The organism is Streptomyces sp. NPDC029159 (assembly GCF_055564055.1).
The window spans coordinates 133346-145876 of sequence record NZ_JBVHWT010000009.1; the positions used below are offsets into that span (position 1 = coordinate 133346).

The 12531-nt window shown below is 72.3% G+C and carries 13 protein-coding genes; 4 read left to right on the forward strand and 9 right to left on the reverse strand.

The annotated features are described in order from the left end of the window. Positions 1-135 precede the first annotated feature (135 nt). The 3 genes from ACZ4U4_RS19215 to ACZ4U4_RS19225 form a co-directional block, all read right to left on the reverse strand. Positions 136-618, reverse strand: coding sequence for a GreA/GreB family elongation factor (locus ACZ4U4_RS19215; RefSeq protein WP_467875521.1), 483 nt, complete (start codon positions 616-618; stop codon positions 136-138). A 132-nt stretch (positions 619-750) separates the two neighbouring features. Next, positions 751-1035: a hypothetical protein gene (locus tag ACZ4U4_RS19220; RefSeq protein WP_467875524.1), complete on the reverse strand. Its 285-nt coding sequence runs from the start codon at positions 1033-1035 to the stop codon at positions 751-753. Positions 1036-1163: 128 nt separating this feature from the next. Then, positions 1164-1625, reverse strand: coding sequence for an ATP-binding protein (locus ACZ4U4_RS19225; RefSeq protein ID WP_467875527.1), 462 nt, complete (start codon positions 1623-1625; stop codon positions 1164-1166). A gap of 159 nt (positions 1626-1784) precedes the next feature. Here ACZ4U4_RS19225 and ACZ4U4_RS19230 point away from each other — a divergent pair, with 159 nt between their 5' ends. Together ACZ4U4_RS19230 and ACZ4U4_RS19235 are read left to right on the forward strand one after the other, a co-directional pair. Then, entirely contained in the window at positions 1785-2615 is an 831-nt protein-coding gene (locus ACZ4U4_RS19230) for a helix-turn-helix domain-containing protein (protein ID WP_467875530.1), read from the forward strand. Then, complete coding sequence (locus ACZ4U4_RS19235; RefSeq protein ID WP_467875533.1) at positions 2612-2800, forward strand: DUF397 domain-containing protein; 189 nt, start codon at positions 2612-2614, stop codon at positions 2798-2800. The genes ACZ4U4_RS19230 and ACZ4U4_RS19235 overlap by 4 nt, the downstream gene beginning before the upstream one ends. Before the next feature lie 9 nt (positions 2801-2809). Here the strand turns inward: ACZ4U4_RS19235 and ACZ4U4_RS19240 are convergent, their stop codons facing one another. From ACZ4U4_RS19240 to ACZ4U4_RS19265, 6 genes are all read right to left on the reverse strand, one after another. Continuing rightward, positions 2810-3580 (reverse strand): HAD hydrolase family protein, encoded by a 771-nt coding sequence (locus ACZ4U4_RS19240; protein WP_467875535.1) that lies wholly within the window; start codon positions 3578-3580, stop codon positions 2810-2812. Positions 3581-3690: 110 nt separating this feature from the next. Beyond that, a complete protein-coding gene (locus ACZ4U4_RS19245; RefSeq protein ID WP_467875537.1) occupies positions 3691-4728 on the reverse strand; it encodes a LacI family DNA-binding transcriptional regulator in 1038 nt (345 codons plus the stop codon). Beyond that, entirely contained in the window at positions 4725-6335 is a 1611-nt protein-coding gene (locus tag ACZ4U4_RS19250; protein WP_467875541.1) for a glycoside hydrolase family 13 protein, read from the reverse strand. Before ACZ4U4_RS19250 ends, ACZ4U4_RS19245 begins: the two co-directional genes overlap by 4 nt. A gap of 1 nt (position 6336) precedes the next feature. After that, positions 6337-7203, reverse strand: coding sequence for a sugar ABC transporter permease (locus ACZ4U4_RS19255; protein ID WP_467875544.1), 867 nt, complete (start codon positions 7201-7203; stop codon positions 6337-6339). 2 nt (positions 7204-7205) lie between these two features. Continuing rightward, complete coding sequence (locus tag ACZ4U4_RS19260; RefSeq protein ID WP_467875547.1) at positions 7206-8141, reverse strand: carbohydrate ABC transporter permease; 936 nt, start codon at positions 8139-8141, stop codon at positions 7206-7208. Then, a complete protein-coding gene (locus tag ACZ4U4_RS19265) occupies positions 8138-9412 on the reverse strand; it encodes an extracellular solute-binding protein (protein ID WP_467875549.1) in 1275 nt (424 codons plus the stop codon). Before ACZ4U4_RS19265 ends, ACZ4U4_RS19260 begins: the two co-directional genes overlap by 4 nt. A gap of 261 nt (positions 9413-9673) precedes the next feature. Between ACZ4U4_RS19265 and ACZ4U4_RS19270 the strand changes: the two genes are divergently transcribed. After that, a complete protein-coding gene (locus tag ACZ4U4_RS19270; protein ID WP_467875552.1) occupies positions 9674-11284 on the forward strand; it encodes a glycoside hydrolase family 13 protein in 1611 nt (536 codons plus the stop codon). Between the two features lie 24 nt (positions 11285-11308). Beyond that, the gene (locus ACZ4U4_RS19275; protein ID WP_467875555.1) at positions 11309-12496 is read left to right on the forward strand and encodes a LacI family DNA-binding transcriptional regulator; all 1188 of its coding nucleotides are present in this window, start codon (positions 11309-11311) and stop codon (positions 12494-12496) included. Positions 12497-12531 lie beyond the last annotated feature (35 nt).

Consider the following 12531-nt stretch of genomic DNA (forward strand, 5'->3'; position numbering starts at 1 on the left):
TGCGGGCGGTGACCGGTGCCCCGGCCGGTGCCGGGTGCCCGTCGAGGCACGGCGGCCCACACCACGCCGGGGCAGGTCAGGCCGGCTCAGTTCAGGCCACGCCAGGACCTGCGTACGCCCTCCGCCGCCGGCCCGCTACCGTCCGTTCTCCGGCCCCGGTTCGCCGACCGACAGCAGGTGGACGGTCTGCCGGCCGTCGGGGGTGGCGTACTCGACGCGGTCGCCCGCCTCGTGGCCGAGGAGGGCGTGGCCGAGGGGGCTGTCGGCGGTGACGAGGGTCGGGTCGCGGTCGGAGGCGAGGCGGGCGAGGTGGAGCGTGGCGCGGTCGCCGTCCGGGAAGCGCACGGTGACGGTGCTGCCCACGCCGACCGCGTCGACGGGCGGCACGCCTGCGCGTTCGCCCTCGTGCAGGCGGAGGGTGATCTCCGCGAGGCGGACCCCGATGTGGGTGGCCTCGTCGACGCGTTCCGACTGGTCGGCTTCGTCGCCGCGGTCGCCCGCCTGGCCGGAGTCCTGCGGCGCCGGAGCGTCGGCCGCGTGGGCGGCGCGCAGCGCGTCGCGGTCCCGCTCCAGCGCGCGGCGTTCGGCGGCGCTGATCGGTTCGGGTCCCTGACTCATTCCAGCTCCGTACCTCTGATTCCCGCTCCGTACCTCTGACCTGCGCGGACGCCCGACCTGCGGGCGCGGCGGGGCCCGCGCGCCCGGCTCGCCCGGGCCTCCGGCCCGCCCGTACGAGTGACGGCCCCGCGCTCACTCCTCGTAGTCGGAGGGCGGGTACGGGTTCCGCTGCTTCCGCGGGGCGACGCTGCGGGGCATGGTGCCGCTGTCCGCCTCGCGTTCCACCTCGGCCCGTTCCTCCGCGTACCGGGTCGCCTCGTCCTTCCCCGCGCCGTCGGGCAAACCCGCCTCCCGGCGGTCCCCCTCGGTACGGCGCTCGGCCTCGCGTCCGTCGGGGCGCCGGGGCATCCCGCGCCCATGGCCCGCGTCCGGGTCACCCTCGACCGCCTTGTTCGGCTTGTGATGGTGGTGTCCCATGCGCCCTCCTCATCGGCTGCGGCAGCCGGACCGCGTCCCGCGCCCGGCCCCCCGAGGGATGCGCTTCTCCCAGGATCGCCGGGGTGGCGGGCGGGTGCATGTCGGGACGGGTGCCGGACCGCGGGCGATCACAGCCCCACCTCCGCGCGGACGATCTTGCCGACGCCGAGGCGGCCGGTGACCTCCCAGTGGTCGGCGAGGGCGGATACGAGGAGGAGGCCGCGGCCCGATTCGGCGTGCGGGGCGGGTGGGCGGAGGGCGGCCGGGTCCGGTGGCCGGGCCTCGGTGCGGGTGTCGGCGACCTCGATCCGTAGGCGGTCGCGCCCGTCGGGACCGGCTACGAGGGTGAGCCGTAGCTCGAAGTCGCGGCCCGGGACGCGGCCGTGCAGGACGGCGTTGGCGGCGAGTTCGGCGACGAGCAGGGCGGTGTCGGAGCGTTCGGTGCCGTACGGGGTGCCCCAGGCGTCGAGCTGGGCGGTGGCCAGCCGCCGGGCGAGGCGGGCGCCGCGTCGGGTGGCACTGAAGCGCTGTACGAACACACGCGCGGTAACGGGGGTGGGGGCCGCAGCAGTGGCGGATGAGGCGTGCATGTGCCCAAGTTGGCGGCCCAACTCGCCCGCTGACCAGCACCTGCGCCCGTACGCTTGGTTAGCGTACGGGTGCGGAGAGTGGACAGTACGGGTAACGGACCGTGAGCATGGCCGAGTTGGCCGGAGGGGCGGCACGGAGCACACCGGAGGTGGCCGGAGATGGCAGGGAACACGGGCGGCGGAGAGCCGGAGTCCACGGACAGCCTCAAGGCGTTCGGCGCGGCAGTCAAGACGCTCCGGGAACGAGCCGACCTGACGCAGGAACAGCTGGCACCAATGGTGGGGTTCTCGGCCCAGACGGTGGCGTCGATCGAGCAGGGCAGGCGGTTCCCTCCGCCTGATTTCATCCAGCAGGCGGAGGAAGTGCTGGACGCGCACGGGGTGCTGCGGGCGATGGCCCCGCACCTCGCCCGCAAGCCGGGATTGGCGGCCTGGTTCCGTCAGTGGGCAGCGCTGGAGGAGAAAGCGCTGAGTTTGTATACGTACGAGTGCCGCATGATTCCGGGGCTGTTGCAGACAGAGGCGTACGCCCAAGCCCTGTTCCACAACCATCTGCCGCCGCTGAACGACCAACAGATTTCTGAGCACATGGCGGCTCGGCTGGAACGGCAGCGCCTGCTCAAAGAGCGGCCGAACACCGCCTTCAGCTTCATTCTGGAAGAGCACCTATTTCTGCGCGGCTTGGGCGGGGGCAACGTGACACGGGAACTCATCGACCACATCATCGAGGTCGCCTCCCTGCGGAATGTCGAGGTGCAGGTGATGCCGCAAGTACGGCCGACTCACTCAGGCTTGGCCGGTCCGATCCAACTTGCAGAGGTCACCGGCGGGAAGTGGTTTGCGTACTGCGAGGGCCAGGAATACGGCCAGTTCGTCTCGGACCCCAAAGTGGTCAGCATGCTCCAGATGCGGTATGCCAGGATGCGTTCGCAGGCTCTCTCCCTGGATGACTCTCTGAGCCTGTTGCAGCGGATGCGAGGAGCGCTATGAGCACCACCGACCTGGCCTGGTTCAAGAGCAGCTACAGCAGCAGCTCCGGCGACAGCTGCGTCGAGGTGGCGGCCTCCCCCACCAGCATCCACATCCGCGACTCCAAGGACAAGGACGGCCCCCAGCTCGCCGTCACGTCCGGTACCTGGCGGGACTTCGTCGCGTACGCGGTCGCTCAGGGCTAGGTGGAGCCCTCAGGCCGCGGGTGCCGTGGCGGCCAGGAGGGAGATCTCCGCGGCGATGGCATCCGGGTCGGGGGCGACGGTGACACGGGCGACGCCGTCCAGGCCCGGGTGGGTGCCGACGCGCACCCCGTGCTGTGCGTGGCGCAGCAGGTCGAGGTCGTTGATGTCGTTGCCGAAGGCGTTGTACGCGTCGATCCCCAGCGAGGTCAGGGCCTCCCACTTGTTCGTGGTGCCCGGGGCGAAGTCGATGATCGCCTCGTCGAGATGGTGGTTGACGGTCATCCCGAGCGCGCGGCCGGCCTCGGCGAGGGCCGCCATGTCGGTTGCGTCGACCACGAGGAACTTCACGACGGCGGGGAGATCGGCGAGTGCGACCCGGCGGGCGAGGCGGCCCTGGTCGACGCGGTTGCGGATCGGGTGGTCGGCCGGACCGGTGTAGGTGTAGTCCCAGGGGCCGTCGGCGAGGTAGCCCGCCTGGAACCGCTCGGCCTCTGCGAGCAAGGCATCGAGTTCGAGGGTGCCGAACGCGGCCCGCGCCCGGATCTGGCCGCCGACCGAGACGAGGCTGCCGTTCCCGCCGATCAGTGTGGCGGCGGGGAAGGCCCCGTCAAGGACGGGCAGGAGGTCGCGGACCGGCCGGGCGGAGGCGAAGACCAGTTGGTGGCCGGCGCGTTCGCAGTCCGCCACGGCGGCGAGGATCTTGCTGTCGATCGTCCTTCCGTCGAAGCAGAGAGTGCCGTCGATGTCGAAGACCGTGGTGCGAGCGCTGGAAGTGATCACGGCAGGATGGTACCGAGCCGACGCGGCACCCGGCCTGCCGCCCACCGAGGCGCGGCTCCCCACAGGTGCGCGCAGGCACACGACGGGCGAAGGAGACACGCCCCGGGCGCTCACCCCCGTACCACCCCCGTGGACCCCCGCACCACCAACTCCGGTTGGAAGACGAACTCCGTGTGGCGGACGGGGTGGCCCTGGAGTTCCTCGATGAGGGTGTCGACGGCGGCCGCGGCCATGGACTGGACGGGTTGGCGGACCGTCGTCAGGGGTGGGTCCGTGAAGGCGATCAGCGGGGAGTCGTCGAAGCCGACGACGGAGATCGCGTCGGGGACGGCGAGGCCGCGGCCGCGGGCGGCGCGGACGGCGCCGAGGGCCATCAGGTCGCTGCCGCAGACCAGGCCGGTGCAGCCGTCGTCGAGGAGGGCGTCGGCCGCGGCGTGGCCGCCCTCGACGGTGAAGAGGGTGTGACGGATGCGGCGTTCGGCGTCCGTGCGTCGTAAGGCGAAGCGGTCCGCCAGCGCCGCCGTGAAGCCGGCCGCCTTGCGGCGGGAGGGGACGAACCGTTCGGGGCCGACCGCGAGGCCGATGCGGGTGTGGCCGAGGGCGGCGAGGTGGTCGACGGCCATGCGGGCGGCGGCGCCGTCGTCGGGTGAGACGGACGGGGCCGGGATGTCCGGGCGGTGGCCGTTGATCAGGACGTACGGGACGCCGCGGTCGCGCAGGCGGAGGTAGCGGGCCGGGTCGGCGCCGGTGTCGGCGTGCAGGCCGGAGAGGAAGACGATGCCGGTGACGCCGCGTTCCTCCAGCTGCTCGACGAGTTCGTCCTCGGTGGAGCCGCCCGGCATCTGGGTGCAGAGGACCGGTGTGTAGCCGTGGCCGGCCAGGGACTGCTCGATGATCTGGGCGAACGCCGGGAAGATCGGGTTGGTGAGTTCCGGGAGGACCAGCCCGACCAGCCCGGCGCTGCGGCGCCGGAGCCGGACGGGGCGTTCGTAGCCGAGGACGTCGAGGGCGGCGAGGACGCGTTGCCGGGTGGCGGCGGCGACGCCCGCGCGGCCGTTGAGGACTCGGCTCGCGGTCGCCTCGCTGACCTGCGCCTGGGCGGCGAGGTCGGCGAGGCGGGGGGTGGCGCGGGAGGCCGGTGCGCTCACGCGTCCCACCAGACGGTGGTGTCGGGCGGGAGGATGAATTCGCTGTCGGTGGGCGGGAGGTGGCCGGAGGAGAGGAGGGGCGTGCCGGGGGCCGGGAGGCGGACGGCGGTGTCGGTGGTGTTGACGGTGCAGACGAGGCCGCCGGGGCGGCGGAAGGTGAGGATGCCGTCGGGGGCGTCCAGCCAGGTGAGGTCGGTGCCCGCGCCGAGTCCCGGGTGGGTGCGGCGCGTCGCGAGGGCGGCGCGGTACAGCTCCAGGGTGGAGTCCGGGTCGCCGGTCTGGGCGGCGACGGAGAGGGCGCCCCACTCCGTCGGCATCGGGAGCCAGCTGCCGCCGGGGCCGAAGCCGTAGGAGCAGCCGCCCTTCTCCCAGGGGATCGGGACGCGGCAGCCGTCGCGCAGTCCGTCCTGGCCGGAGGTGCCGGTGCGGCGGGCGAAGGCGGGGTCCTGGCGGGCCTCGTCGGGCAGGTCGGTGACCTCGGGGAGGCCCAGCTCCTCGCCCTGGTAGAGGTAGGCGGAGCCGGGGAGGGCGAGCATCAGCAGGGTCGCGGCGCGGGCGCGGGCGCCGCCGCCGAGGCGGGTGGGGTGGCGGACCACGTCGTGGTTGGAGAGGACCCAGGTCGCCGGGGCGCCGACGGGGCGCATCGCGTCGAGGGAGGCGTCGATGGTCTCGCGGAGGGCGGGGGCGTCCCAGGCGGTGCCGAGGTAGTGGAAGTTGAACGCCTGGTGGAGTTCGTCGGGGCGGACGTAGCGGGCGGTGCGGGCGGGGCTGGGGGCCCATGCCTCGGCGACGGCGATGCGTGCGCCGTCGTACTCGTCCAGGAGGGTGCGCCAGTCGCGGTAGATCTCGTGGACGCCGTCCTGGTCGAAGAAGGGCAGTTCCTGGTTGCCGATCAGGGTGGCCTGGCTGCCGCGGCCGATGTCCGGCAGACCGGCGGCCTTGATCAGGCCGTGGGCGACGTCGATGCGGAAGCCGTCGACGCCGCGGTCGAGCCAGAAGCGCAGCACGGAGCGGAACTCGTCGCGTACGGCGGTGTGTTCCCAGTTGAAGTCGGGCTGTTCGGGGGCGAAGAGGTGGAGGTACCACTGGCCGTCGGGCAGGCGGGTCCAGGCGGGGCCGCCGAAGACGGATTCCCAGTCGTTGGGCGGGAGTTCCCCGTGCTCGCCGCGGCCGTCACGGAAGTGGAAGCGGTGGCGGAGCGGGGAGGTGGGGCCCTCCTCGACGGCCTGGCGGAACCAGGGGTGCTGGTCGGAGCAGTGGTTGGGGACGAGGTCGACGATGACGCGCAGGCCCAGGGTGTGGGCGTCGCGCAGGACGGCGTCGGCGTCGTCGAGGGTGCCGAACATCGGGTCGACGGCGCGGTAGTCGGTGACGTCGTAGCCGGCGTCGGCCTGCGGGGAGGCGTAGAAGGGGGAGAGCCAGACGGCGTCGACGCCGAGGTCACGCAGGTGCGGCAGGCGGCGGCGGATGCCTTCCAGGTCGCCCATGCCGTCGCCGTCGGCGTCGGCGAAGCTGCGGGGGTAGACCTGGTAGATCACCGCGTCACGCCACCAGTCGGGGCGGGCGGAATCCTGGCTCGGGGCGGGTGCGGTCGGGTCCGGAGTCATGTCATCCCTTGGTGGTGCCGGCGGTCAGTCCGGCGACGAGGTGGCGCTGGGCGAAGGCGAAGACGGCGGTGGCCGGGACGGCGATGAGGACGGCGGCGGCGGTCATCGAGCCCCAGTCGTTGGTGTACTGGTTGACGAAGGTCTGCAGGCCGCCGGCGAGGGTGAGGTGTTCGTCGCCGGTCATGAAGGCGGAGGCGTAGGCGACCTCGGCCCAGGCGGTGACGAAGGTGTAGAAGCCGGTGACGGCGAGGCCGGGGCGGGCGAGCGGCAGGACGAGCCGCCAGAAGGTGCCGAAGGGGCTGAGGCCGTCGACGCGGCCCGCCTCGTCGATCTCGACGGGGATGGTGTCGAAGTAGCCCTTCATCATCCAGGCGCAGAACGGCACGGCGATGGTCAGATACGTGATGATCAGGCCGCCGGGCTGGTTGAGGAGGCCGAGGCCCGCCATCAGGTTGTAGAGCGGCACGATCAGCACGGCCACCGGGAACATCTGGGTGATGAGCAGCAGCCACAGCAGCGGGCGCATCCCGGGGAAGCGGAAGCGGCTGAGCGCGTAGCCGGTGGTGGCGGCGAGGAGGACGCCGACGACGGTGGTCACGGCGACGACGAGGACGGAGTTGCCGAACCACGTCGGGAACGAGGTGTCGCCCAGGACGTGGCGGTAGTTGGCGAGGGTGGGGTGGGAGACGACGTCGGTGGTGAAGGCGTCGTTCTTCGGTTTGAACGAGGTGATCAGCAGCCAGAGGGGCGGGAAGACGGCGATCACGGCGGCGAGGAGCAGCGTGGCGTGCAGGCCGACGGAGGCGAGGGGCGAGCGCTCGCCGCGGCGGCGGACCTTGGGAGGCGTCCCGGTACCGGTCTCGGTCATGGTCACCACGTCTCTCCCTGCTTGCGGAGCGCGCGGCGGTGGAGGACGGCGGCGGCGCTGAGGAGCAGGAGGATCAGGACGCCCCAGGCGGCGGAGCCGGAGAAGTCGCGGGGGCTGTCGACGAAGGAGAGGCGGTAGGCGTAGGTCACCAGGATCTCCGTGGCGTCGCCGGGGCCGCCCCGGGTGAGCAGGAAGATCACCGGGAACATGTTGAACGTCCAGATGGTGGAGAGCAGGATCACCGTGGAGCTGACGGTGCGCAGGCCCGGCAGGGTGATGTGGCGGAAGCGCTGCCAGGGCCCGGCGCCGTCCATCTCGGCCGCCTCGTACAGCTCGCCCGGGAGGGACTGGAGGCCGCCGAGGAGGGCGACGAGCATGAAGGGGACGCCCAGCCAGACGTTGACGGCGATCACCGCGATCTTGGCCCAGGTGGGGTCGTTGAGCCAGGGGACCGCGTCGATGCCGCCGCCGGTCAGCACGGAGTTGAGCAGGCCGTTGCGGTCGTTGAAGAGCATCCGCCAGGTGAAGACGGAGACGAAGGCGGGCAGCGCCCACGGCAGGATCAGGGCGAGGCGGTAGCCGGTGCGGCCGCGCAGCGGGCGGTTGAGGAGCGTCGCCAGGCCCAGCCCGATGAGGTACGTGATGCCGACGCAGGCGACCGTCCAGACCACGGTCCAGCCCAGGCGGCCCCAGAACACCGAGTCGGTGAGGATCGCGCGGTAGGTGTCGAGGCCGGTGAAGTGGTAGGTCGCCGGGAGGTGGTTCACGCCGATGTCGCGGGCGACGTTGGCCTCGTCGGCGTCGGTGAGGGAGAGGTAGACGCCGCGCACCAGCGGGAACCCGATGATGACGCCCAGGACGACGGTGACGGGCGCCACCATCGTCCAGGCGTACCAGTGGGGTGCCAGCGCGCGGCGGACGCGGGCGGCGAGGGTCACTTGTAGTCCTTGAGCAGCTTCCGGTAGGCGTCGCCGGTGGCCTTGGCGGCCTGGCTCGGGGTGGCGGCGCCGGTGAGGACCTTGTTCATCTGGACCTTGATCGGCTCGAAGAGGGAGTTGCCCTCGGCGATCCACGGACGCTGGACGGCGCCGTCGACGGCGGGCTTGAAGAACTTCACCATCTCGTTCTTCTTGACCGACGGGAGCTGGTAGACGGACGTACGGGTCGGCAGCAGGCTGAGCTGTTCGGTGGTCTTGCGCTGGACGTCGGCGCCGCTCATGTACTTGACGAAGGCGTAGGCGGTGGAGAGGTTGGCGGATCCGGCGTAGACGGAGAGGTTCCAGCCGCCCTGCGGGGAGCCCTGGGCCTTGCTGCCGCCGGGGACGGGGGCGACGCCGAGGTTGTCCTTGTCGGTGAACGCCTTGCCGGCGCGGGCGCCCTCGATGTCCCAGGGGCCGTCGATCGCCATCGCGACGTCGCCGTCCTTGAGGGCCTTGAGTTCGTTCTCCTGGCCGTCGGTGGCGTCGGTGACGGCGGCCTTGGAGTCGACGAGGCGCTTGAGGGTGGCGAAGGCGCGGGTGCCGGCGTCGTCGTCGATCTCGATGGTCTTGTCGCGGGCGTCGACCATGTCGCCGCCCTCGCCGTAGAGGTAGGGCAGGAACCAGTACGGGTCGTCGCCGCGCAGGTAGAGGGCGGTGGCGCCGGTCTTCGCCTTGATCTTCTTCGCGGCGGACTCCAGCTCGTCGATGGTCTTGGGGACGGTGACCCCGGCCTTCTTGAGCAGCTGCTTGTTGTAGAAGAGGCCGAGGGTGTCGATGACCTGCGGGGCGGAGTAGGTCTTGCCGTCGAACTTGGTGGAGCCGAGGGCCTGCGGGAGGTAGTCGGCGGTGTTGTCGAGGGCGGGGGTGCCGTCGAGGGGGGCGAGGTAGCCGAGGTGGGCGAAGTCGGCGGTCCAGGCGACCTCGGTGCGCATCACGTCGGGGGCGCCGGCGTTGCCGCCCGCCGCGTTCTTGAACTTGGCGTTGGCGTCGCCGAAGGGCACGTTGACGTACTTGACGTGGACGCCGGGGTGTTCCTTCTCGAAGCCTTCCGCAAGCTTGCGGTAGGTCCCCTTCTCGGCGTCGTTGGAGGTGTCCCAGAAGGTGACGGTGCCGGAAATCTTTCCGTCGTCGCCCTTGCTGTCACCACCGCCGCCACCGCAGGCTGTCGCCGTGAGGGCCAGGCCCGCCGCCAGTGCGGTGGCGGTGACGCCACGTATGCCACGCCGCATGTGAACTCCTTTGGGAATCGCCTGAGATGGCGTGGTGGAACGTAACAGCGCCGCAAGAAAACCGAAAGACCTTGCGGGAAATTTCTGCAAGGTTGCTGGAAAGGTCTGCGGCGGGAAGGCGTACGAGCCGTCACCCGGCGCCCCTTGGCGCGTTGATTCCGGTGCCAGGCGACCTACTCCTGGTGGCGCACGGCGCCCCGGCGGCACCGCGCCGCACCGGTGGCCCGCCGTCCGCCCTCCCCGCACGAACAGGGACGGCAGATGACCCAGCAGCTCACCTCCCCCAGCCCCGCCCGCCGCCCCGCCGGACCGGCCCCCGGGCCCGGCTGGTGGCGCGACGCCGTCATCTACCAGGTCTACGTACGCTCGTTCGCGGACAGCGACGGCGACGGCATCGGCGATCTGCGCGGGGTCCGCGAGCGGCTGCCGTACCTCAAGGAGCTGGGCGTGGACGCCGTCTGGCTCACGCCGTTCTACGCCTCACCGCAGGCCGACGGCGGGTACGACGTCGCCGACTACCGCGCCGTCGACCCGCTCTTCGGCACCCTGGAGGACGCCGACGCGCTGATCCGCGCGGCCCACGCCCACGGACTGCGGGTGATCGTCGACATCGTGCCGAACCACACCTCCGACCGGCACCCGTGGTTCCGCGACCCGGAGCTGGCCCGGGAGCGCTACGTCTTCCGGCCCGGCCGCGGCGCCGACGGCGCACTGCCGCCCAACGACTGGGAGTCGGTGTTCGGCGGCCCCGCCTGGACGCGTACCGACCGCGGCGACTGGTACCTCCACCTCTTCGCCCCCGAACAGCCCGATCTGAACTGGGACGACCCCGAGGTGCACGCGGAGTTCACGGCGATCCTGCGGTTCTGGCTCGACCTCGGCGTCGACGGCTTCCGGATCGATGTCGCGCACGGCATGGTCAAGGCGCCGGGCCTGCCGGACATCGGCCACAGCAGCCAGGCCACCTTGATCGGCAACCAGTCGCTGCCCTTCTTCGACCAGGACGGCGTCCACGCCATCCACCGCTCCTGGCGCACCCTGCTGGAGAGCTACGGCGGCGCCCGCATCGGCGTCGCGGAAGCCTGGGCGCCCACCCCGGAGCGGCTGGCGCTCTACGTCCGCCCCGACGAGCTGCACCAGGCGTTCAACTTCCAGTTCCTGACGGCGGATTGGGAGGCGGCGGCGCTGCGCGAGGTCATCGACGCGTCGCTGGCCGCCACCGCCTCCGTCGGCGCCCCGACCACCTGGGTCCTCTCCAACCACGACGTGGTCCGGCACGCCACCCGCCTCGGTTCACTGACCCGCGCCCGGGCCGCGACGCTGCTGATGCTGGCGCTGCCCGGCTCCGTCTACCTCTACCAGGGCGAGGAGTTGGGCCTGCCCGAGGTCACCGACCTGCCGGACGAGGCCCGTCAGGACCCGGCGTTCCTCCGCCGCCGCGCCGCCGACGCCGGCCCCTCCGGGCAGGACGGGCTGCGCGACGGCTGCCGGGTGCCGCTGCCGTGGGCCGTGGACGGTCCCTCGTACGGCTTCGGCGACGGCGGGAGCTGGCTGCCGCAACCGGCCGGATGGGGCGGCCTCTCGGTCGCGGCGCAGACCGGCGACGTGGACTCCACGCTGGAGCTGTACCGCGCGGCGCTGGCGCTGCGGCGGACGCTGCCGGGCCTGGGCGACGGCGAGATGACCTGGCGAAAGGCGCCGGACGGGGTACTGGCGTTCACCCGTCCCGGGGTGGTCTGCACCGTCAACACCACCGGCGGCGACGTCGCGTTGGAGGCACCCGGAAAGCTGCTGCTGGCCAGCGCGCCGCTGCCCGCCCGGGGGGCGTCCGCGGTGCTCCCGGGGGACAGCTGCGCCTGGTGGGCAATCTGAGGGGCGAAAGGTAAAGTCCCTGGCATGACCGCCCGGCTTGCCGATATCGCAGCGCAGGCGGGTGTCAGCGAGGCCACCGTCAGCCGGGTGCTCAACGGTAAACCGGGCGTCTCCGCGACCACCCGCCAATCGGTGCTGGCCGCCCTCGACGTCCTCGGCTACGAGCGCCCGGTACGGCTGCGGCAGCGCAGCGCGGGCCTGGTCGGGCTGATCACCCCGGAGCTGGAGAACCCGATCTTCCCGGCGTTCGCCCAGGTGATCGGCCAGGCGCTGACGCGGCAGGGGTACACACCGGTGCTCGCCACCCAGACGCCGGGCGGCTCCACCGAGGACGAGCTGACGGAGATGCTGGTCGACCGCGGGGTCGCCGGGATCATCTTCGTCTCCGGACTGCACGCCGACACCTCCGCCGACATGCAGCGCTACGCCCGGCTGCGCGGCCAGGGCGTCCCGTTCGTCCTCATCAACGGCTTCTCCCCCCAGGTGCAGGCGCCGTTCGTCTCCCCCGACGACCGGGCGGCGGTGCACCTGGCGGTCACCCACCTCGCGGCGCTCGGCCACCGCCGGATCGGGCTCGCGCTCGGGCCGCGGCGGTTCGTGCCGGTGCAGCGGAAGATCGAGGGGTTCGTCCGGGCGGTGGGCGAACAGCTGGGGCTGGACGCGGCGGCGGCCGATCGGTGCATCGAGCACTCGCTGTACTCCCTGGAGGGCGGGCAGGCGGCGGCCGGCGCGCTGCTGGACCGCGGGGCGACGGCCGTGGTGTGCGCCAGCGACATGATGGCGCTGGGCGCGATCCGGGCGGCCCGGCAGCGGGGGCTGGACGTGCCGCGCGAGGTCTCCGTCGTCGGGTTCGACGACTCCCCGCTGATCGCGTTCACCGACCCGCCGCTGACCACCATCCGGCAGCCGGTCCCGGCGATGGGGCAGGCCGCGGTACGCGCCCTGCTGGAGGAGATCGGCGGGACGCCCGCGCCGCACAGCGAGTTCGTCTTCCACCCGGAGCTGGTGGTGCGGGGCTCGACCGCGTCGGCGCCGCGGACGGCGGGCGCGGACACCGAGGCGTGGCCCGCCGCGGACCCCGACCTCGCGGAGCCCGCATCCCCCGCAAAGCGGACAAAGATCCCGGAACAGCCCACTCCGCCCCCGGCAGGCGGGGGTGGGGCATCCACCCCGAGAGGTACACAGGTCGTCGCCAACCCCACCAGGGAATGACAGCCGGGTAACCCCTTTCTGGCAAACTGTCTGCC